Annotated in this window: 22 protein-coding genes and 3 tRNA genes; 9 read left to right on the top strand and 16 right to left on the bottom strand. The window is 61.2% G+C overall.

Annotated elements, in window-relative coordinates; all coding sequences use genetic code 11:
- Positions 1-198: 198 nt before the first annotated feature.
- From HZ994_00445 to HZ994_00415, 7 genes are all read right to left on the bottom strand, one after another.
- A complete protein-coding gene (locus tag HZ994_00445; protein QTN30856.1) occupies positions 199-1,731 on the bottom strand; it encodes a transposase in 1,533 nt (510 codons plus the stop codon).
- Between the two features lie 242 nt (positions 1,732-1,973).
- Entirely contained in the window at positions 1,974-2,489 is a 516-nt protein-coding gene (locus HZ994_00440) for a YbjN domain-containing protein (GenBank protein ID QTN30855.1), read from the bottom strand.
- Positions 2,486-2,953, bottom strand: a complete 468-nt coding sequence (locus HZ994_00435) for a hypothetical protein (protein ID QTN30854.1) — start codon at positions 2,951-2,953, stop codon at positions 2,486-2,488. The genes HZ994_00440 and HZ994_00435 overlap by 4 nt, the downstream gene beginning before the upstream one ends.
- A 91-nt stretch (positions 2,954-3,044) precedes the next feature.
- On the bottom strand, positions 3,045-3,749 hold the full coding sequence (locus tag HZ994_00430; protein QTN30853.1) for a hypothetical protein: 705 nt from the start codon (positions 3,747-3,749) through the stop codon (positions 3,045-3,047).
- An 11-nt stretch (positions 3,750-3,760) separates the two neighbouring features.
- Positions 3,761-4,471 (bottom strand): YndJ family transporter, encoded by a 711-nt coding sequence (yndJ, locus tag HZ994_00425; protein ID QTN30852.1) that lies wholly within the window; start codon positions 4,469-4,471, stop codon positions 3,761-3,763.
- 29 nt (positions 4,472-4,500) lie between these two features.
- Positions 4,501-4,902: a DUF2721 domain-containing protein gene (locus HZ994_00420; protein ID QTN30851.1), complete on the bottom strand. Its 402-nt coding sequence runs from the start codon at positions 4,900-4,902 to the stop codon at positions 4,501-4,503.
- 276 nt (positions 4,903-5,178) lie between these two features.
- Positions 5,179-5,253: transfer RNA gene (locus HZ994_00415), tRNA-Val, on the bottom strand.
- A 158-nt stretch (positions 5,254-5,411) separates the two neighbouring features.
- Between HZ994_00415 and HZ994_00410 the strand changes: the two genes are divergently transcribed.
- The 3 genes from HZ994_00410 (at position 5,412) to HZ994_00400 (ending at position 7,575) form a co-directional block, all read left to right on the top strand.
- Positions 5,412-5,488 (top strand) — tRNA-Asp (locus HZ994_00410).
- 115 nt (positions 5,489-5,603) lie between these two features.
- Complete coding sequence (der, locus tag HZ994_00405; GenBank protein ID QTN30850.1) at positions 5,604-7,001, top strand: ribosome biogenesis GTPase Der; 1,398 nt, start codon at positions 5,604-5,606, stop codon at positions 6,999-7,001.
- 34 nt (positions 7,002-7,035) lie between these two features.
- A complete protein-coding gene (locus HZ994_00400; protein QTN30849.1) occupies positions 7,036-7,575 on the top strand; it encodes a lipocalin family protein in 540 nt (179 codons plus the stop codon).
- Between the two features lie 76 nt (positions 7,576-7,651).
- On the opposite strand, the gene HZ994_00395 is transcribed toward HZ994_00400, so the two are convergent.
- The 7 genes from HZ994_00395 to HZ994_00365 all read right to left on the bottom strand — a co-directional run bounded on the left by HZ994_00395 (position 7,652) and on the right by HZ994_00365 (position 14,933).
- Positions 7,652-8,938, bottom strand: coding sequence for an MFS transporter (locus HZ994_00395; protein ID QTN30848.1), 1,287 nt, complete (start codon positions 8,936-8,938; stop codon positions 7,652-7,654).
- 46 nt (positions 8,939-8,984) lie between these two features.
- A complete protein-coding gene (locus HZ994_00390) occupies positions 8,985-10,235 on the bottom strand; it encodes an FAD-dependent oxidoreductase (protein QTN30847.1) in 1,251 nt (416 codons plus the stop codon).
- Complete coding sequence (locus tag HZ994_00385) at positions 10,235-11,200, bottom strand: proline racemase family protein (protein ID QTN30846.1); 966 nt, start codon at positions 11,198-11,200, stop codon at positions 10,235-10,237. Before HZ994_00385 ends, HZ994_00390 begins: the two co-directional genes overlap by 1 nt.
- Positions 11,201-12,139: a dihydrodipicolinate synthase family protein gene (locus HZ994_00380; protein ID QTN30845.1), complete on the bottom strand. Its 939-nt coding sequence runs from the start codon at positions 12,137-12,139 to the stop codon at positions 11,201-11,203. It abuts the gene before it with no gap.
- A 101-nt stretch (positions 12,140-12,240) separates the two neighbouring features.
- A complete protein-coding gene (locus tag HZ994_00375; protein QTN30844.1) occupies positions 12,241-13,944 on the bottom strand; it encodes a DEAD/DEAH box helicase in 1,704 nt (567 codons plus the stop codon).
- Between the two features lie 101 nt (positions 13,945-14,045).
- Complete coding sequence (locus tag HZ994_00370; GenBank protein QTN30843.1) at positions 14,046-14,279, bottom strand: hypothetical protein; 234 nt, start codon at positions 14,277-14,279, stop codon at positions 14,046-14,048.
- A gap of 63 nt (positions 14,280-14,342) precedes the next feature.
- Entirely contained in the window at positions 14,343-14,933 is a 591-nt protein-coding gene (locus tag HZ994_00365; GenBank protein QTN30842.1) for a DUF1287 domain-containing protein, read from the bottom strand.
- Between the two features lie 105 nt (positions 14,934-15,038).
- Here HZ994_00365 and ruvX point away from each other — a divergent pair, with 105 nt between their 5' ends.
- The 4 genes from ruvX to HZ994_00345 all read left to right on the top strand — a co-directional run bounded on the left by ruvX (position 15,039) and on the right by HZ994_00345 (position 17,065).
- Complete coding sequence (gene ruvX, locus HZ994_00360; GenBank protein QTN34282.1) at positions 15,039-15,470, top strand: Holliday junction resolvase RuvX; 432 nt, start codon at positions 15,039-15,041, stop codon at positions 15,468-15,470.
- Entirely contained in the window at positions 15,467-16,222 is a 756-nt protein-coding gene (gene truA / locus HZ994_00355) for a tRNA pseudouridine(38-40) synthase TruA (GenBank protein ID QTN30841.1), read from the top strand. Before ruvX ends, truA begins: the two co-directional genes overlap by 4 nt.
- A 1-nt stretch (position 16,223) precedes the next feature.
- Positions 16,224-16,922 (top strand): HAD-IA family hydrolase, encoded by a 699-nt coding sequence (locus HZ994_00350; protein QTN30840.1) that lies wholly within the window; start codon positions 16,224-16,226, stop codon positions 16,920-16,922.
- Between the two features lie 67 nt (positions 16,923-16,989).
- Positions 16,990-17,065 (top strand) — tRNA-Lys (locus HZ994_00345).
- 56 nt (positions 17,066-17,121) lie between these two features.
- Here the strand turns inward: HZ994_00345 and HZ994_00340 are convergent.
- Both HZ994_00340 and HZ994_00335 read right to left on the bottom strand, forming a co-directional pair.
- The gene (locus HZ994_00340) at positions 17,122-17,577 is read right to left on the bottom strand and encodes an SRPBCC family protein (protein ID QTN30839.1); all 456 of its coding nucleotides are present in this window, start codon (positions 17,575-17,577) and stop codon (positions 17,122-17,124) included.
- A gap of 33 nt (positions 17,578-17,610) precedes the next feature.
- A complete protein-coding gene (locus HZ994_00335; protein QTN30838.1) occupies positions 17,611-19,878 on the bottom strand; it encodes a transglycosylase domain-containing protein in 2,268 nt (755 codons plus the stop codon).
- Between the two features lie 104 nt (positions 19,879-19,982).
- Between HZ994_00335 and HZ994_00330 the strand changes: the two genes are divergently transcribed.
- Entirely contained in the window at positions 19,983-20,396 is a 414-nt protein-coding gene (locus tag HZ994_00330; GenBank protein ID QTN30837.1) for a hypothetical protein, read from the top strand.
- A 208-nt stretch (positions 20,397-20,604) separates the two neighbouring features.
- Positions 20,605-21,561: a PhoH family protein gene (locus HZ994_00325; GenBank protein ID QTN30836.1), complete on the top strand. Its 957-nt coding sequence runs from the start codon at positions 20,605-20,607 to the stop codon at positions 21,559-21,561.
- Positions 21,562-21,565 lie beyond the last annotated feature (4 nt).

The raw sequence follows: 21,565 nt of genomic DNA, 5'->3' as shown, positions 1-21,565 counted from the left end.
GGGGGAAAAGGGGGATTTGGGTAGAGCTGAAATGCTGAAAACTGAAACGCTGAAAGGAAGAATGCTCCGCAGAACGCCGAGATTGGCGAGATCGGGAGAATTTACTGCGACGTTCAATCGCCGCGAGCGTAGATCTCCAGACCGCTTTGCCAAGATCTTTTTTGGTCGCGGCTTTTCGGCTGGTGAGCTTGCTGCCTGTCAGGTGTATTCGAGAACCAGAGTCCGACCGTCCTCCAATTGGATTTCCTTGGGTTTCCATTCCTGGCGCTGATCAATGCCGTCAGGATCAGGATTTGTAGAATTCCGAGGACGGTTGAACCAATCGAGGTCGGGTTCTTCGTCGGGGATCCATTCCTTGATGGCTCTCCAAGGCGGCTCGATGCGCTGTAGGTTCTCGATGTCGAAAGGTGGCGGTGGCGGTCGAGGCAAGTTGACCACACCTTCCCATAGCCCGTGGAGACGCAGAAAGAATTCGACTTCCTCACGGCGCAGCACAGGCCGCTTGATTTTCATCGTTCCGTGGCAGCAGGGACATTCGAGAGGATCACCACCCCAGACTTGTAGAATGAGATCACGCCACAAAGGACGCATCATGCGGGCGCTGCGCTTGGGTGGTGGCTCCACGAGCAGGAACTCCGATTGATGATTGACGATTGTTGATGTTTGATTTTCAGAATTAGCCGAAGGACCAATAGCACTCTCCTTGATCAAAGACGGTAATTTGTCCCTAACTCGTCCGCGGATCTTGTTGGAATAAACGCCGTAGTAACGCACTGTTTGCTGTCCCTTGGGCGGTAGGTGCAAAAGGGCGGCGGCGATGAAACCGGGAGCCTTGAAGATCTCGAAGTTGCGTTTGGTGTTGTGATGGCGCTTGGAGCGGTAGATGACGGTTTTGCTGGTGGCGTTCCAGGTGATTTTCTGGAGGGAAAAAGGATGGCGGAGCAGGTATTCCGCAAGCCGCTTGCGTCCGTCTCGGTTATCTGCGGCGATGAGATCGTCTCTGCCGTCGTGAACGTGAAATCCGGAATGTTTCCAACCGAGCAGGTCGCTGAGTTTACTAGGGCTGATGAGTTTCTTTTCCCTGAGGATGGCGAGGAAGCGATGGCGAAACAACTCGGTCATGGGGCCGATGGCTCCTTGCGGCAGGCAGTGAAAGCGCCCGTCGGGGGCAAACAAGCCGTCGGCGACGAGCACATGGAGATGGGGATGGAAGACGAGGTAATCGCCAAAGGTATGAACGGCGGCGACGGCTCCGAGTTTGCCTTCGGCAAGACCGAGTTGCAGACGAAATGATTCGGTCAGGGTATCGATCGCACTTTGGAACAGAAGAGAGAGTAATGGGCGACGTTTGCGAAAGATGCCGCGCAGCACTTTGGGAATGGTGAAAACCACCTGTCGATGCGGGACTTGATGGCATACAGATCCCGCGATCCATTCACTGGTGGATCGCACGCGTCGTTGGTGGCAGGCGGGACAGAAGTGGCGGGTTTTGCAGGTGAAGGCAAGGAGGCGCTCGTGGCCGCAATCGGAGCATTCGGGGCGCGTGAATCCGGAGGCGAGGTCGCCGCAGCGGAGGAAGGATTCGACGGTGGCGACGGCGGCCGATTTGAGAGGACCGAGTATGGGGCGGTGTGTTTTTTCGTAATCAGCGACAAAGGAACTCCAGCCATGATTGACAAGCTGCCGGAGAGGTGAGGCTCGGGGGCGGCGGGGCTGATAGATGGACGGCACAAAGAGTGCTCATAAGAACATACAATGAGTTGGGCAAGATCGGTGGTGATAGATCGGATATGGGGAAAGTTAGGGTAGGTGTGGTAGAGTTCATCCCTCACGCGGAAAAACCATCTTCGAACACGACCCAACGGGTCTCGGTGCCGCCGCCTACGGCCAGCTCGCCGAAGAATTTCTGGTCCGCCACGCCCGCGTCGGCCCGCTGCTCGCGGCGAAGTAACTCTTCCTTGGGGTTTAGAGTTTCAATACTCCTCCTCTTCCTCGCCCGGCACCGGCGGGATGAGATCCTCCCTTTCCAACAGCCGCTGTAGGTCGAGATCCGCAATCAGGTCGGCGGGCGTGCTCCTGACGGTGGCTGCGTAGGGCACGATGCGATCCAGCTCCGCGATCGCGCAATGCACCATGGAGACCACGATGTCCGCATCGAATTTCTCGCGCTCGAAAAGGTTCGTCACGCGGAAGACCAGCATCTCGCGGTCGATGTCATACTCGAAGCCGCCGAGGGTAAGCTGTTTGTTGCCGCGCATCAGCAACTCCAGCAGAGCGGGCATCTGCGGCTCGGCGACGAACATCGGAGTCTCGCCGACGATGCTCAGCGCATTGAGTTCCGGGAAAGCCTGCACCACCAGATCGACGCGGGTATGGTGCGCCTCGAAGCCCGCGCGGAGGACATCGCGCCCCTCGACGAGCTCGGCGTGCCAGCCGTTTTTCCCAAAAACCTCTTCCACCGAAAGGATCTGCCTTGAATGCGGTCTCATGTGGCGACACCCGATACCCGCCCGAGCACCGCCTTGGCAAGCAAGCTCCGGGTTTTTCTGCGAAGGGGGCGCAGCGAAAGGTGCATCCCGGCGGTTTTGTCCGGGTTGTAATGCAAGGACAGCCGCGTTTCCGTGTCATTCACCTCCGCCGCATCGATCTCCTGCCACATCACCACCTGCATCCCCTTGGAGGGGCGGAAGAACGGGAAAACCTCCAGCCCCATCGGGGTCAGGATCAGGTAGGCGTGCTTCGTGAGATGCCACCCGAGCAGGAAAAAAACGGCGGAAGCTGCAGCGAAGGGCAAGGCCCATGCCGGGTGTGGCACGGCGGGATTGATTGGCCGGTAGTATCCTGTCGCCGCCAGCGTCACGGCGATCCCAGCGAGCACGGCACCTGCAACACAGAAGCCCGCCGCCTGGCCGGCGCGGGTGAACCTCAGTTCCTTGTGCGGCTCGCTGACCATGGTGCGGGCATAGCCCTTTCCGGGAAATTCCGCAAGCGCCTAGCGGGGCGGCGGCGCTTCGGCAGGTCAGCCCTGATCCGGCCCGGACTGCCTAACTTCCCTCCGGCACCATGCGGCTGCGCCCATCCCATTGGCCGTGTTCCGAAATGGCGCGGAAACGGTAGGTAGCAAAGCCGTGGTGGAAATCCTTCCGCTCGCGCTCCGCCATAGCACCCGCGTGATGCGCAGCGTCTGGGGAGGAGCCATGGCCGCGGACCATGTCGGTCATTTCCCGTTGGGAGCGCCACACGGAGAATGTGCTGAATGTCCGCAAGGGACGAAGCGCGGCAAGAGCCATGGTGGTGGCCGGATGATCCCGCACGAGCTTTTCCACCGGCCTGCCCCAGCGGATGAAACGCAATGCTTGTGGAAGCTTCAGCCGCGCCAATGTCACTGCGACGACAGGCAGGGCGGGATCCGTCTTCCCATCGCCCTCCGGGAGCCCATCGAATTCAGGCACATTCCCCCAGCGACGCAGGAAGCGGAGGCGAACATGCCAGCCGCTGTAGAGGGTGGAGCCTAGCTCGCTGAATGATAGGAAATCTTCAAGGGCCGCTTCGCTTTCCCACGAGGCAAAGACCGCCAGGCTGCGCAACTGCATCCTCTCCGGGGAAAGGATGGGTGCGCCGAGCGCCATGGTCGCCATGCACTCCGCGTGATGCAGGCCGGGGCTGGTGTGCCTGGTGGGAGGGCGGCACATGGCGCGTAGCGTCGTGGCGGGACTCGTAGTCGCAAGATGGTAACTGAAAATCCTCATGGCGTTTTGCATCAGCCCGGAAGGGCATTTGTCTTATCAGGCAAAGCGGAATGAGACGGCGGTTTGCCCCATGCAAATGCGGCAAGCCCCAGCCCGACATGGCCGATTGCATTCACAATGCCGTGATATCGGATCATCTCCGGAATGTCGAGGATAGGCCTGCCCCATGCCCAGGCCATCGCGGGAATCACCGTCAACACCGGCACGAGCAACGCCACGGTGGCCATGATACAAGCCCCACGCCGCATGCGATGCGGACGCCCGCAAAGGAACGCCGCAAGCTGGATCAAGAAAATCAGCCCGTATCCTGCCGAACCAAGCTCATCGCAAAAGCGGAATCCGTAAATTCCGGCGGCGGTCACGAGATAAGTTGCCGGATGGGCAAGCAACAGGATGCGCAATGCTCGCAAGGCCCCGCTGCCGCTCACGGCGCGACAGCAGAACGCAGTGACTGTCAGCGCCCCGAAACCGGCTGTCGCAAAATGCGCCGCCGCAAGCCAGTTCCATGGCGGGCCGAATCCCAGCAAGACCGATCCGCTGAGATACACCCCCAGCCAGACCAGGCTGCCGACAAGGAACACCCATGCCACCGCGAACGCGAACTCCTCGGGAAGCGGATTCCGCAAGGAAAATGCCCGCCGCAACAAAACTGCGCCAATGGCAACAGCGAACAGGCCCGGAACAGCAAGGAGGGCGATGACATTGCTCGCATCCATGCTCATCGCGGTGTGTGGGATGGCTTTGTCGGAAATCATTCTGTGTCCCCTGCCTCCACGGCGGAAAGCATGATGTTCAGCGCGCCACCGGAGATCCAGATTTCCCAGACAAGGCAGGTCAGCGAGGCTCCCATCAGCAGCAGGGCCACGCCGAAGGCAAGGATCGCCAGAGCATTCATATCCAGCACCACGGTGACCATTGCCACCACGCAGAGCAGCAGGCTGACGGCACCGAGCAGTTGCATCCCGCGTATCAGCACGAGGCGGCGGCGGAGATTGTCGATCTGCTTGCGCGCCACACAGTCACCACGCTCCAGCCACTCGCGGTGAAGGGTGCGGATCAGCGCGGAGAGGTGCAGGAAGCGGTTCGTATATGAAAGAAACAGCAGGCTGATCGCCGGAAAAAGCAGCGCAGGGGTGGAGACCTCAAGTGTCATCTCCCCTTCTACCCGGACAGCCGAACTTTGCAACCGTCATGGCAGGAAGCCACCCGCCGAACTCCGGTGAAAGCTCACAAACCACCTACCGCGTTGTCAGGCATCGACCTCACGGGAACCGCCGGCACCAATCAAAAACTCGGCGTTTGGCAGCATCGCAAAGCATCGCGATGCATCTGGCTGACTGAGTGCCAGCCTGTTTGGCATATTGCCTAATTGTTGCCAGAAAGCCCTTCTCCAGACCGCTCTTCGAATGGAATCCTTATAAACAAAGGATGGTGCGCGATACTGGGTTCGAACCAGTGACCCCCTCCGTGTCAGGGAGGTGCTCTACCACTGAGCTAACCGCGCTTGAAGAGGTTTCCCTCCGGGCGGCGAAGCTAGGGGCAAAGGCGCGGGCTGCGCAACCACTTTTTCTCAGGCACCTCCCAAAAAAATTCGTCTCCTTTCAAAAAAGAGATTGCACGCACCGCGGCAGCTCCATAGCGTCCCGCCCACCCGAACGGGATGGAGCGGTAGCTCAGTTGGTTAGAGCGCCAGCCTGTCACGTTGGAGGTCGCGGGTTCGAGCCCCGTCCGCTCCGCCATTCCCATTCGAGTTGACCCCGCCAAACGGCCCTCAAAAGCCACAAGGCGGGGTTTTTCTTTTCAACAATCTTCTTCATTTCGGCTTTCGAATTTAGAGCTTAGAATTCCCTGATCATGCCCACCGTAGCAATAGTAGGCCGCCCGAATGTCGGGAAGTCCGCCCTCTTCAACCGCCTTGCCGGGCGGAAGATCGCCATCGTCCACGACCAGCCCGGAGTCACCAGGGATCGGATCGCCGCGCCTTGCACCCTCACCGGCCATCCCTGCACGCTGATCGACACCGGCGGGATCGGCGCGACGCTTGACGACGGCTTCGGCGAGCAGGTCGCCATCGAGGCGGACATCGCGATGCAGACGGCCGACCTCATCCTTTTCCTCGTCGATGCCCAGGAAGGGCTGACTTCCATAGACCAGGCGCTCGCCCAGAAGCTGCGCAAGGCGAAGCCGCCGGTGCTGCTGGTGTTGAACAAGGTGGACCACGACAAGCATGAGGCATCGTTCTCGGATTTCTCGCGGCTCGGCCTGGGAGACAGCGTATTCGTCTCCGCGGAGCACGGGCGTAACTTCGGCGAACTGATAGAAAAGATCGATGAGGTGCTGGAACCGCTGGCCACCGAGGATGCCGAGATCATGGAAGTGGTGGAAAAGGTCGGCATCAAGCTTGCCATCGTCGGCCGGCCGAATGCCGGGAAATCATCGCTCATCAATGCGATCCTCAAGGACGAGCGCACGATCGTATCCTCCATCGCAGGGACAACGCGGGACGCGGTGGATCTCCCCTACTCCTTTGCGGGCGAGAATTTCACCCTCATCGACACCGCCGGCCTGCGTCCGCGCGGCAAGCGCGACAACTCCGTGGAGGTATTTTCAGCGATCCGCTCGGAAAAGGCGATACGCCGCGCCGATCTATGCGTGCTCGTCATCGACCTCGCCGCCGGTGTCACCGCCCAGGATCGAAAGATCGCGCAGCTCATCCTGGAGGAGAAAAAGCCCTGCCTCATCGTGCTGAACAAATTCGACCTCTTTCACCCCGGAGCGGACTACAAGGATCGCGTTGCGGAGGCGGAGGAACATGTCCGCCGCGAGCTGTTCTTCCTTTCCTACGCGCCTTTCGTCGCCTGCTCAGCGAAGACAGGTGACTCCACCGAGCATGTCCTGAAAAAAGCCATCGCCATCAAAAAGGGAGCCCAGGACATCCCCGGCACCGGGAAGCTCAACCGCATCATCCAGGCGGCGATGGCGAAGAATCCGCCGCCCACTGACAACAAGGCGAAGCGCCTCAAGCTTTTCTACACCACCACGGCGCTCAACGAGAAATACACGGTCATCCCCGTGCCGACCATCGTGCTTTTCGTCAACGACAAGACCCTGCTGACGGATTCCTACGAGGCCTACCTGACCAACCAGTTCCGCGAGGCGCACCCCGCCCCCGGCATTCCGGTGATCTTCTCCTGCCGTTCCCGCCGCCGACGCGAATGGGAGCCGCCGAAGAAGGGCAAGCAGGGGCATTGAAGGGTAAGGCGATCTCCAAGCGTAATAGGATACCATGAAGCCAACCGCTGCCGCAGTCCTCGCCTCGCTCGTGTTTCAATTGGCATCTTGCTCCGGAACGGGATCCCGCCCGCCGGCCACGGTTTCATCGTTGGACAAGGCTCGTTATGCGGGGGAATGGCACGAGATCGCGCGCCTTCCGAATTTCTTTGAGAAAGGCCTGGTCGCAGCCAAGGCAAGCTACGGGGTCAACGACGACGGCAGCATCAGCGTCCATAACCAAGGGCTCAGGAGCGATGGGAAACTTACGTCCATCAAGGGCACGGCCAGACCAGCCGACCCTTCCGCTCCCGGCAAGCTACTCGTCCGGTTTGATGCATTTCCGGCCAACCTTTTCGAGGGCGACTACTGGATTCTCGACATCAACCCTGGCTACACCCGCGCCCTGGTAGGCTCGCCGGACTACAGGTTCCTGTGGATCCTCGACAGGAATCCCATGGACAAGGGCGACTACCAGCCGCAGATCCGCAAGGCCGAACAACTGGGTTACAATACCGGCGAACTCATTTTCAACCCGAAGCGGATCCCCGACTGATCACGTGATCAGTCCCGAATGGCGGGGAGCTTCATCACGCCATTTTCCCCGGATGGCACGCTGATGGCGCGGAATGCTACGATGCCCTCGCTTTTCCCATCTGCCATTTCCCCCACATCAGCAGGCAAGCGGTGAGAAGGGCGAAAAACGGCACCTGCCAGAGCAATGCGTGGCGCAGGGCATCGTCGCCGGGGCCGTCATTGGATGCGAGCAAGCGGGAGAAGCCGAGGCTGAAGCCGCCGTAGGCGAGGTTGAACGCAAGGCCTTTGACGGAAAGGACGGTGGCGCGGCGGGAGGAGTCCGACTCGCGGTTGAGAGAGCGGCTGATGGTGAATCCGAGGAAGCCCATGGTCATCATCAGGAGCATGGCCGGAATGAGGCACCAAAGGGAGTTTCCCGAGACAATCCCGGATAGCCCGATGAGCGCCAGAGCGGCCGCAAAACCGAGGTTCGCGAGGGTGCCGAAGCGCTTGTTGAGCTCCGCGGCGATGGATGGAACGACAAACCCGGCAAGCCCGACGAGAGCACCGAGGAAACCGAACGTCCATTCCGGGAGACCGATCAGGCGATAATAGCTGGAGGTGATCGTCGCGAAATTCCTGACCACCGCATCAATCGACAGGCCGATCATGACCACCACGCAGGTTGCCCGGTGTGTGAAGACCCATTTCGCCGTCTCCAGGGTGAGGGCTATGGCTTTCCGGCAGGCTTCCCACGTGCCTTCCAAGTGGGTTTTGGTGGACTCCACCATGCGCAGGGTGATGACAAGGCAGGCGATCGCCTGGAGCAGCACCAGCGCTACCGGAAGGCGGTGGGCGAAGCTTGCCGAGATCTCCATCCCATCCGGAAGGATGCGGTTGGCGATGGAGGGATCGTAGAGAAAGCCTCCGGCGATCATCGCGATCACGAAACCGGCGGCGCGGTAGCGCATGGCTTTTGCAAGGACATCATCCCATGCCTGTTCGCGGTTTTCCTCCGGCAAGGAATCGTAGGCCAGAGCCTCATCCGCTCCGCTGGCGGCAGCTTCGGAAAGGCCGGAGAGCAGGCGGTTCGCCACACAGAGGGAAAAGAGGATCCACCCGCCGTCCTTCGGCGCGAAAAGCAGGCATGACATTTCCACGATCATCAGGACGGAGGCGGTGACAAGAAGCGTCTTCCTCCCGAGGGTGTCGGCCAGTGCCCCGGAAGGAACCTCGAAGAGGAAAATCGTCGCCGCCCAGACGAGGTTGAGCATCACATACTGGTCGAGCGTGAGGCCGAGATCGAGGAACAGGATGGCGAGCACCGGGTAGTAGGCGCGGGCGTTGTAGAGGGTGGTGAAGCAGACATACCTGCCGGGATTCTTGCTGGTTTCGTCGCTCATCCTTCCTGGAAGCTAGCCGGGAATCACCGACGGGAAACGCTTATGTTCACCCGAACCTCGCCGGATCGAGCTGCGTGAGCGGGATGGGGCCAGGCTCGCCGGAGACAAGTTTTTCAACCAGCCAACCCGTCGAAGGGGCGAGGCTGAGGCCCATCATGGCGTGGCCGGTTGCGGCGATGACCCGCGGTTGGCCGGGGATGTATCCGAGGTATGGGAGCCCATCGGGCGAGCAGGGGCGGAGACCGACCCATGGCTCGATGCCATCGAAATCCTCTTTGCGGAAATCCGGATAGAATCGGCAGAAATGGTCAATGATCCCTTCCAGACGAAGGCGGCTGATCGAAGTGTCCGAGCCGCAGATTTCCATCGTCCCGGCGACGAGCAGCTTTTCTCCCATCGGTGTCACCGCCACGCGGCCTTCCTTGAGCAGGCTGCAAAGGCGCAGGGATTTGCGAGGTTTCGGCAGGGTGAAACTGTAACCCTTCCCGCCCTGCATCGGCATCCGCAGCCCGAGCCTGCGGGCGAGTTTGATGGTGGCGATCCCACCGGCCAGGACAATGCGGCCGCCTGTGATCTCTTCACCCGCTGCCGTTTTCACACCTGTCACATCCTTTCCTTCGCGGATGAAATCCACCGCTTCGCCCTCTACAAAAGTCCCGCCGTCGCGTAAAATTCCGCGTATCAGTGCATTCGCGAAATCCACGGGAGAGAGATGGCAATCCTGTTTCCACCAGACGCCGCCGATCGCATTCACCTCCGTCTCCGGCTCGAACTCCCGAAGTTTTTCCTTTCCGAAAATCTCCGCCTCAAGCCCGAGCCGATGCGCCGCCGCGATAACCTCACTCTCGTCCTCCAGACCTTTCTCGCCCTGGCATAGCATGAGCAGCCCGCGTTCCGTCAGATCGAATCCCTCCGCCTTGGAAAGCTCCTGGTGCAGGCGACGGCTCTCCAGGCTGAGATCGCGCAAAAGTTCTTCGCTTTCAGCGACATGCCGGGCGTTCGCGTGGCGGAAAAAAGTCCATACCCAGCGTGCGAGGTCGAGGTCGATGCGCGGGCGCAGGAAAAACGGGCTCTTGGGATCGAGCATCCAGCGTAGCCCCTGGCCGATGACGCCCGGTGCAGCGAGAGGAATGAAATGGCTTGGGACGACCATTCCCGCGTTGCCCGCCGAGCAGCCGGAAAGCAGCGATGGATCGCGCTCAAGCACCGTCACCTTGCGCCCGGACTTTGCGAGGTAATAAGCGCTCGCCAAGCCGATCACACCGCCGCCGACAACCACCACATTCTCCGCGCCCATCAGATTCTCCCGAAAATGGTTTCCGTCCCGATGCCGTGCCGGAATGGATCGTCCGGTTCCATGATGATCTCACTCTCCGCCGTGATCCATGCCTTGCCGGTGACGATGGGCGTGATCCTCTCCGCATCGATGCGGCGGTAGCTCGCTTCGAAAACCGTTCCGACGATGCCCGCCTGCCGGAAAACCCGCCCCTCGGCAAGATCGCCATCCGCCGCGAGGCAGGCGAGCTTCCCGCTTGTCCCCGTCCCGCACGGCGACCTGTCATACGCCCCGCCCGGGCAGAGGACGAAATTCTGGCTGTCTGCAATCACACCTTCCTGTGGCTCCGCAAAAACCTCCACATGGTCGATGAGATCCCCCTCTTCGCTGCGGATCCCGGAGGAATCAAGCGCCCGCCTTACTGCCGTGGTGAAGGCCATGAGCTCCGCGATGCCGGACTGACTGACCGGCGGCCCCTGTCCCTCGATGAGGAAGAACCAGTTCCCTCCCCAGGCGATGTCGCCGGTGATTTCTCCGTATCCCGGCACATCTAACAGGACATCCTTCCGCGTCCGGTAGCTCGGGACATTTTCCACCGTCACGTTTCCATCCTTGGAAAGAACCGCCGTCACGATGCCGACAGGGGTCTCCAAACGGTGCGAGCCCACATCGATGCGCCCCATGTGCTGGAGGGTGCGGATCACGCCGATAGTACCGTGGATGCAGCTCGGAAGGTAGCCGCCGTTGTTGAAAAAAACCACGCCGGAAACGCAGGATCCATCGGCCGGCTCGCAGAGGAAAGCCCCCACCACGGCATCGAATCCGCGCGGTTCATCAATGAGGCAGCGGCGCATCCAGTCGGCCTCATCGCGTAGGAACTTGCGGGCGAAGGCTGCGCCCCTTTCCGGCATGATGGGCCCGCCGGAAATCAACACGCGCGTCGGCTCGCCGACGGTGTGGGAGTCGATGACGCGAAGACGTTTCATTCAGGCGCGGCCGTCCCAGTTTGACCACCATTCGCGGAACAGCTTCCACTGGGTGTGCAGGAACTGCTTCTGGCTGGCGCTGAGCTTGTCTGATCCGTAGATCTGATGGCGGTAGGCATCGTGGCCTTCGAGCACCATGAGTTCCTTGTAATGCAGCACCAGATCGGGACCCTCATCGAAGGTGGAGAGGACGGTGAGCGCCTCGGAAAGCTCCAGGGCGTATCTGCGAGCCTGGTTATCGCCCTTCGCGGCGGACTTGCAAAGCTCCACAAAACGCAGGATCTCGGCGGGGAGCGCGTTGCCCACGCCGGTGATCGCGCCCGTCGCACCGCAGTTGACGAAACCGTGGAAAACCTGGGTGTCCACACCCGCCATCAGCGTGAGCTCGTCGTCGCCGCTGGTGATGAACTCCGCCGCGTAGCTCAGCGATTTCGCACCGCCGAATTCCTTGAACCCGATCAGGCTAGGGAACTCCGCACGCAGCGCGAAAAAGAGGTCGGCCTTGGTTTCGAAACCATAGTAGGGGCTGTTGTAAATGACCGCCGGAAGGTCTCCGCCAGCCTTGAGGATCCCGCGGAAATGCTCCTTCTGGGCAGCGGGTGAGCTGCCACGCGAGAGAACGCGGGGAATGACCATCAGGCCGTCGGCGCCGACCTCTTTCGCATGTGCCGCGTGTTCGGCGGCGATCTTCGAGTTCTGCGCACCGGTTCCAACCACCGTCGGGATTCCGGCCTCGACAAGGCGGCGCACGCCTTCCTGGCGCTGGGCATCTGTGAGCAGCGGCCAGTCACCCATGGAGCCGCAATACACGACACCGCGCATGCCTTTTCCCATCAGGAATTTGGCGGTCTCGACGAGGGCGTCATAATTGATTTCCCCCGCTTCGTTGCAGGGTGTCATCAGGGCGGGGATGGTTCCGGTGAAAATCGGCTCGTTCATGGTTGTGTAAATCGTTCTGTGAGTTCGGGCACATCGCCGTCGCGGCGCAGTTCGTAGGTGTTCACCCCCGACTTGTCAAAAAGGAACGCCTATCGCGGGGATCACTGGTTCGGCCCGCGGTCGTGGTCGATGCGGAAGGTCTTGCCGCGCAGCTTGGCGTTGCGGGTCTTCTGGATCGCCTGGTCGGCGAGGCCTTCTGGGACATCGACGAGACAATGCTTCGGAAAGAGGGTGATGCGACCCAGCGACCCATCGGGCAAGCCGGCCTCGCGGTACATCATTCCCACGATGTCCTTGGGCATGATGCCTGCGCCCTTTCCGAGGGAAATGAACAGGCGTGTCATCCCGCCCTCGATGGCACCGGCATCCCGCATCCCGCCGCGCTCGTAGTTTTTCTCGCGGGGTGCGAACTCGCGCTTCTCGGGGTGTGGGCGGGCTTCGCCCCTTTCCTTGCGGTTTTCCTTTTGTTGGAATTGCGGCTCGCGGTCTTCCTGGATCGCCTCCCCTTCCCTGCCGCTCGATTCGCGTAGCATGGTGATCAGCGCACCGGCGATGTCCGTCGGCGTGTGGCCCTGCTCGAGCAGGCGGTCGATGTTTTCCTGGTAGGAATCGAAGCCTCCGGTCTCAAGGCGCTCCTTGAGGCTTTCGAAAATGATGTCCGCGCGGCGTCCCTCCACCTGCTCAACGGAGGGGATCTTGTCGCGCTTGATGACCTGGCGGGTGTAGCGCTCGATGGACTGCAGGCGGTAGATTTCCCTCCCGAAGACGAAGGAAACCGCACGCCCGGAGCGTCCTGCGCGACCCGTCCGGCCGATGCGGTGGACGTAGTCCTCGGGATCGGTTGGGAGGTCGTAGTTGAAGACGATATCGATCTCATCGATGTCGAGTCCGCGTGCGGCGACATCGGTGGCGACGAGAAGTTCGACGGCACCGTCGCGGAAGCGTTTCAGGACACGTTCGCGCATCTGCTGGGTGATGTCGCCGTGGAGGCGGTCGGCGGCGTAGCCACGGTTCACGAGGTCTTCCGTGCACTCATCGACGGAGCGCTTGGTGTTGCAGAAAATGATCCCGAGGCGCGGCGGGTTCATGTCGAGGATTCGGGAAAGAACCTCCACCTTGGAACGCTGGCGCACCTCGAAGTAGGATTGATCGACGGTGGAGACGGTCATCGCCTTCTGCTCGATCTCGATGACCTCGGGGTTGTTGCCGAATTTCTTGATGAAACGCGAAACCCCGGCATTCATCGTGGCGGAAAAGAACAGGATCTGGCGTTCCTTCGGGAGGGCGGCGAGGATCTCGTCCATCTCTTCCTTGAAGCCCATGTCGAGCATGCGGTCGGCCTCGTCGAGGATTGCCATGCGGATGCGGCTGGCATCGAAGGAACCGCGGCGAAGGTGATCCAGCAAACGGCCGGGCGTGCCGACCACGATCTGTGCGCCGTCGCGCAATGCGCGGAGCTGTCGGTCCATCGGCGCACCACCGTAAACCGGTGTCGCCTGGAGGCCTTTTTTCTTGGCACCGAGGCGATGCACTTCCTCGCAGACCTGCACGGCAAGTTCACGGGTCGGGCATAGGATCAGCACCTGCGGGAAGCGCTCGGTGACATTTACGTTGGCCAGAGCCGGCAGGGCAAAGGCGGCCGTCTTGCCGGATCCGGTTGCGGAAAGACCGAGGATATCCTTGCCTTCGAGGGCGGGAGGAATTGCTTTCCATTGGATCGGAGAGGGGCGCTCGTAGCCGAGGGTTTCGATGGCGGCGAGCAGGTCATCGGGAAGCCCGAGCTCGGAAAAGGGAGGTATGTCCATAAAAGAAAAACCGCGAATCTTCGCGGGGAGGAGGACGGTTGCACACGTTTCGAGGAAAATACAAGCTCCGATTCGGGAGAAACCATTGCCAGATCGGAGATTCAACCCTGAATTCGTGAGAACCGGCCTATTTGTCCTGTCGCGGCAGCCGCGAGCCGGGACTCAAAGCCCTTGAGGCTGCGTTCCGCAGTGTTGGGATGTTTGCGGATGTGATCCAGCAGGGCACCGGCTTCATGATTCACTTTTTCGCCGACCAAGGGCAATTCCTGCTCCAAATCCGAACTGACAGGCCGAGCGCGCGCCCAGCCGATCCAAGGCCTTATGTCGGCGAGCACCTCGCATAATTCGATTGAGTCGGAAGGGAGGTTAGGAAACCAGGTTTTCTTTTATCATTCGCCTCACTCCTTCCAGCGGAAGTGCCCGGTTAGCTTGAAATCGCCGAGCCTGTCCTCCTCACGCGTCCCGCCGCCGATGTTGTGGATCACCAGTGGCAGCCCGTCCGCATTCCTGCGGTCGCTGACAATCATGACGTGCGGCAGGTGGGGGGGAACTGTGCAAGTGACAATATCGCCGGGCATGAATTTCGCCTTATCCCCGGCTTTCGGAACCGCGAACTCCGTGTGTTTTCTTCCGAAAAACGCCATCAGGTTCGGAACCCGGCGGTGATCAATGTTCTTGTCCGGCCCCTTCAAACCCCAGTTTTTCGGATACTTGGCGAAGTTCGCCTTCATGTCCTCATGCACGAGCTTCTGCAGATCCTGCGCGAGTCCGTCGCGGAGGGCGCGGATCAGGACATCGGTGCAGACACCCTTTTCCCTCGGCACATCGCCGCCGGGATACTCCAGGCCGACGTAGGCCGGATCGTAGCTCACCGTCACCCCGATCTGTTTCCGCGCGGCATCTACGATTTTACCACCCGTGCCTGCGGCAAGGGAAGCCGCCATCGAAATCGACAGCACAAATGATCCGATGAGCCCGCAGGATGTCATTCCCGCTTCCTACGGACATTCCGCCCCTGCGCTATCACTTGTCTTGATCTCCGGCACCTGTCCGGATGATGCTCCCGGAGCATTTTGAAAACCAACCCCTGCCCCATATCTCCGCCGCCATCCCCACACCCCGCACTTGGCGTGGACTACGGTGACTCGCGCATCGGCATTGCGGCGACGGATGACTTCGGCATCATGGCACATCCGGTGGAAACCATCGCCACGGATGGAAAGGATCCCCTTGGCAGGATCGCCGCGATCGCCGCGATGCGGAAAATCCAGACCCTCGTCATCGGCCTGCCGCTTAGGCTAGATGGCAGCGAGGGGGACTCCGCGAAAAAGGTGCGGATTTTCGCAAAAAAACTCGCCGACACCTTACCGGGCATCCCCATGCTCTTCGTGGACGAGACCTACACCACCTCCGATGCCACCGAGAAACTCCGCGAGGCCGGCCGCAAAGCCCATAAACAGAAACACATCATCGATCAGGTTGCCGCCGTCGAGATCCTGAACCGCTGGATCGGGGGAATCTCATGAGGCTCAAGCTCACCATCGCGTACGACGGCCGCCCCTTCCTCGGCTGGCAATCCCAATCCGGCGGCAACACCATCCAGGACCTCCTCCACGAAGCCCTCGAATCCGTCGCGAAGGAACCCCTCCGCCTCCAGGGCTCCGGCCGCACCGATACCGGCGTCCACGCGCTTGGCCAGGTGGCCCACTTCGATGCGCCCGACGGCACCTCGATGAACCCCTACAACTGGGTGCCCGCCCTCAACACCAAGCTACCCGCCACCATCCGTGTGATGGAATGCGAGGAAGTCCCGCCGGATTTCCACGCCCGTTTCTCCGCGGTCGGGAAGAAATATTTCTACGACATCTGCACCGATCCCGTCCTCCCCCCGCTCAAGGCCGGCCTTGCATGGCACCTGCCGCGCCTGCTCGATGCCGACGTCCTGCAACAGGCGCTATCGCTGTTCGCCGGGAAACACGATTTCCACGCCTTCGCCGCCTACCGGGGAAACGAGTTGGAGGACACCGACTACATCCGCACCGTCCACTCCGCCTTACTCACCACCCTCCCCGACGGCTACCGCATGTCCTTCCACGGCGATGGATTCCTCTACAAGATGGTTCGCATGCTCACCGGCGCCGCGATCAAGGCAGCCCAAGGCCGGCTTCGTCTCGATGACCTTGCAGCCTACCTCGACCAGCCGCAAAACCTGCCCCTCGGCAAATCCCCGCTGTGCGCCCCGCCGGACGGGCTGTATCTCGAAACAGTCATCTACTGATATGAAAACAAATGACAGGAAATGGATCGCATTCGATGCGGCCGGGACACTCTTCGAAACCGCCGAACCGGTAGAGAACGTCTATGCCGATTGCTTCTCCACGCTCGGCTTCGGCCTCCCCGAGAGCACCTGGAAAACCGCCTTCCACAGGGCTTACGAGATCACCCCGGATCCCATGTACGGGGACTCCGGGAATTGGGATGCGGCTGAAAAACAATGGTGGCGCGACCTCGTAGGCAATGCCGCGATCTCAAGCGGCATCCGCCCCGACCCCGCCACCATGGACGATGCCTTCGGCGAGCTCTTCGCCCACTTCGCATCCGGGTCCGCATGGAAACTTTTCCCCGAGACACATTCCGTCCTATCCTCGCTCAAGGCGAAGGGCATAGGCCTCGCCATCGTCTCCAACTTCGATTCCCGCCTCCACGGGATACTCGGCGAGCTTGGCATCGCCGCCCAGTTCGACCATGTGATCACTTCAGCCGATGTCGGCGCACGCAAGCCCTCTCCCACCATCCTGAGTAGACTCATGGAGACCACTGCGGCCAACCCCGCAGACTGCTGCTTGGTCGGCGATTCCCTGACGGCCGACGGCGGCGCAGCGGAGGCCGCCGCGATGCCCTTCTTCCACATCGACCGCCCACGCACCGACCTCGCCGCTTTCGCCGAATGGCACGAGGCGAGGTTTTTCCCAAAATGAGCTTGCCAACTTCCATCCTCCTCCCCTAGTTTGCCGCCCCGCCGCCGAAAAGCGGCAATCACCAATTGCGAGGATAGCTCAGTTGGTAGAGCAGTTGGCTTTTAACCAATTGGTCCTGGGTTCGAGTCCCAGTCCTCGTACCACTTTCCTGCTGCCGTAGATCTTTGACCGATCCGCGGCTTTTTGCATCGGTTTGCCTCTACTTGGAAAACCGCTTTGAGAGGATTTCCTTGCGGAACCCAAAGATGCGCTCGAGCTTCGGCCTTACGAAAATGTCGTGCCCAATCTCCCCGAGAGGCCAGAGCGGCAGCGCGTAGTGGACGAGATCCCTCATCAGCACCCCTCCGTCCTTTTCCTCGAAGGTGTGCAGGTGGTGCCAGAACTTGTAGGGACCGAAGCGCTGTTCGTCGACAAAGGATACGCGCTCACGCACACATTTGATTTCCGTGACCCACGGCACCCAGACACCGGGAACGATCATCACCCGGTATTCGATGACCTGCCCCTCATACATCTTGTCGCCGGGCTGATAGACGATCCTGAAGCCGAGATCGGAGGGCGTGATCTCGTCGAGGTTGGCCGGGCTTGAGAAAAATGCCCATGCCTCGTCGAGCGTGATGGGGAGGAACTGTTCTTGGGTGAGCGTGTGGATCATGCAGGAAGGTGGCGAGCTTCCGGGCTTTCGCAACTAGAGCTTCCGCACCGTCACCGTCACCATGTGCTCCGTGCCATCGCGGGTGTCCGTGGCTATGAGGGTATGGGTTCCGGGCACCAGCAGCGCGACATCACCCTCAATCACGAGCGTCTCGCAAGACCACCGCACCAGCGCGGGGAGATTTGTCTCCAAGCGCAGATATGAATTATTCCCGGGGATCTCGGGATCGAGCAGGATCGTGGTATCGTTGCGCGGGCTGTGGATCTGAAGCGGGATCGTGTTTTCCGCCGCTTCATCCATCACTAGCTCATGGCGGCGCAGATTCTGCGGGCTGGCATACCAGTCGGCGTAGATGGGTGGGAGCTTGGCACGGCCTTCGGCATCGTAATCGGACGCGGCGGCGGCGGGTATCCCGATTGAGGGAGGCAGCCATTCCGTAAGGGAAAACCTTTGATGCTGGCGGTTATCGAGCCTTTTCCCGTTCCGGACATCGACTTCCACCAGGCTCCCTCCCGCAGGGCGCGGATACCATGTAGGTGGGTGTTCGCGGTGCGCCCGAACCATGCTGCGGTGGAAGATGGCACCGGCACCGGAGACACCTGAGATGCCTTTCATCGGCTTGTTCTCGAAGTTACCAGCCCAGACACCGACTGTATATTCCGGGGTGTAGCCCACACACCAGTTGTCCCTGAAATCCGAGGAGGTCCCTGTTTTCGCCGCGCTGCGAAAAGGCAGGTCGAGCGGGCCGCCGGTGGAAAAGGCCGGCGCACGCGCGGCCTTGTCGGAGAGGATGTCGGAAATCAGCCAGGCATTCACCGGATCGATCAGATCCTTCCCGGCGGGGATCTCCTCATCCATGAAAAGGCGGGTGGGAAGATAGCTTCCCTGCCGGGCCAGGGTGGAATAGGCGTTTGTCAGATCAAGGAGTTTCACCGGCGCGTTTCCGAGCGTCAGGCCGAGGCCGTAGGTCTCCGCAGGCTGGCTCAGGCTGGAAATGCCAAGCTCACCGAGAAAGCGGTACAGCTTCTCCGGCCCGCCGAGCTCGTTGAGTTCGCGCAGGGCCGGGACATTGAGCGAGCAGGCCAGGGCATGCCTCACCGTCACCGGACCGCGGTGACGGCGGTCGTAGTTTTCCGGGAGCTGGAGGCCCTGCTCGGTGAGGAGTGTCGTGGGGATATCCGCGATGACGGTGCATGGCAAGTGCCCGAGGTGGCGGAAGCCGAGCAGGTAGGTGAACGGCTTGAGCGTGGAGCCGGGCGAGCGCGGGGTCAGCGCGCCGTGGAGCTGTCCGCCGCGGGCATCATCCCAATCGGCCGAAGAGACCATCGCAAGGATATCGCCGCTCGCGTTTTCGATGATCACCACGGCGGCATGGCGTAGGTTGGCGGATTCCAGCTTTGCGGTTTCCTCGCGCACGATGCGCTCGATTTCCCGCTGGAGCGGAAGATCCAGCGTTGTGCGGGTGCTGGAGCCGGGGCTGCGGTTCAGCCAGGGTGCGGCGGTGGATTCCCGCAGCGGGCGCAGCCTTAGCGGCTCGGCACGGGCGAGCGCAATCTCCTCCGCCCCGTATTTCCCGGTCCTTGCAAGGCGGTCGAGCACCATGTCGCGGCGCGCCTTTGCGTTGTTCGGATTGCGGATCGGGTTCAGGCGAGAGGGTGCCTGCGGCAGCCCGGCGAGCAGGGCGCACTCGCCCAGCGAGAGATCGGAGAGCGGCTTCTGCAGATAGAAACGCGCCGCCTCCGTGGGGCTGATGCGTAGATTCCCGTAATCAAGCCGCGCGAAATACGTCCCGAGTATTCGATCCTTCCCCCAGCTCATTTCCAGGCGGCGGGCTATCATCGCCTCGCGGAATTTCGAGGCCAGGTTGCGCGGTGCAGGTGGGGACGAGATTTTCGCAAGCTGCTGGGTCACGGTCGATGCGCCGGAAACCACACGCCTGTTCCTCAGGAAATCGAAGGCCGAGCGACCCGTCGCCAGCAGGTCGATCCCCTGGTGGCTGTAAAAGCGCTTGTCTTCGGCGGCCAGCGTGCAGTCGATGAAAATCAGGGGGATTTCCGAGAGCGGAACCGGCGCGGATCGCGTGAAATCCTCCGCGGCAAGGTGGCGGATCGCCCTGCCGTTCCTGTCCGTGAGAACCGGCGTGGCGGCGGGATCGCTGGAGAGCCCGGGGGGCAAGGAGAAGGCCCAGGGAAGCGCGAACCATGCAAGCGCTGCGGCAAGCACAAGCGAAAGGAGAAACACCGCAGGTTTCTTCCAGCGGCGCCTGCGGATCGGCCTGCATTGCTCCGTTTGCACGTCCATGGAACTAACCCGGAAGCGACCCGTTTGCAGTTTTATTCCGCAAAATTGGCTTCCGGTGTTTTTGCCTTGGAAGAACCGCCAGTTTGCCCCCGTAATCACCCCGCATGAAAATGAAAATGATGCTCTGCGGCCTCGCCGCCACACTGATGTTCGTCCAGCCCGCCAAGGCCGACGAGGACTCCCCGCTTGCCAAGGAGATGGAGGTGATGAACGACGCCTACAAGGCCATGCGCCGCGAGGAGGATCCGTCGAAGGGAGCAGCCCTGGCCCGCGAGGCACAGGACGCCATGGTCAAGGCCATCACCGAACTCCCCGAAATGGTCAAGGCCATGCCCGAAGGTGCCGACAAGGCCAAGGCATCCGCCGAATACCGCAAGATGATGGGCAATCTCATATCCACCCTCGCCGGGATGGAACTCGCCTTCCTCGATGGCGACCTCGCCAAGGTCAAGGAGATCGTCGAGTCCATGCGCGACATCAAAAAACAAGGCCACGACAAGTTCATGGAGGACGAGTGATCCCTCCCCGGCTTTGATTCCACCGATAGGGCCCGCCGGAGAAATCCTGCGGGTCTTTTTTGATAGCCACTGGACCGGTTCCTCGCAGAGGCTGACTGCGCCCGCCCCACCCCCGGGCGCCCGCCAAGGCAATTTTTAGGAAGCGGGGAACGATAGGGCCGCCACCTGCCAAGAACAACCTGCCATACAAGCAAACGTCCGCCGGCTTATGAAACCCGTCACCCTCAAGATCGAATACGACACCCCGCAGTTCCTCAACGGCTTGTTCGCGAACGACCGCCGCAACCTCTCCTATCTGGAGGGCGCGCTGGAGGTCAAAGCCGTAACCCGCGACGGATGGATCAGCTTCACCGGCGCGGAGCATGGCACCATGCTTGCGAGAAAGGTTTTCGAGGATCTGGAATCCACCCAGCGCAACGGCCTCCACATTTCCGACAGGGATTTCCGGCTCGCCGTCGATGTCGCGAAAAATGCCGGCGACACCCCGCTGAACTCGCTCTCCACCATCCGTCTCGTCGGCTCGAAGAACCGCAAGGCCGTGTCCCCGCGCACGCCGAACCAGCTTGCCTACGTAAAAGCCATCCAAGATAACGATGTGACCTTCGGGCTCGGTCCCGCAGGCACGGGCAAAACCTACCTCGCCATGGCCGCCGGCCTGCACATGCTCAAGAAGCGAGCCATCCACCGCATCATCCTCACCCGACCCGCCGTCGAGGCCGGCGAGGCTCTCGGTTTCCTTCCCGGAGACCTCAAGGAAAAGGTCGCGCCCTACCTCCGCCCGCTCTACGACGCGATCCACGACATGCTCGACCCCGAGGAGGCCCAGCGCTACCTCGACGAGGGCATCATCGAGATCGCCCCGCTCGCCTTCATGCGCGGCAGGACGCTTTCGCGCTCCTTCGTCATCCTCGACGAGGCGCAGAACACCACCCGCGAGCAGATGTTCATGACCCTCACCAGGCTCGGCGAGGAATCCAAGATCGTCGTCACCGGGGATGCCTCTCAGGTCGATCTGAAGCCCGGCGTCCGCTCCGGGCTCCATGAGGCGGAGCACGCCTTGGAAGGCATAGACCGCATCGCCTTCTGCCGCTTCTCGCCGGCAGACATCGTCCGCCACCCCATCGTGGAGCACATCGTCAACGCCTACGAAAAATTCCGCGCCTAGCGGG

This window comes from Akkermansiaceae bacterium, from assembly GCA_017798145.1.
In the GTDB taxonomy this organism is placed as follows: Bacteria; Verrucomicrobiota; Verrucomicrobiia; order Verrucomicrobiales; family Akkermansiaceae; genus Luteolibacter.
The sequence above is the reverse complement of the archived record's forward strand: the minus strand, read 5'-3'. Positions and strand labels throughout refer to the sequence as shown.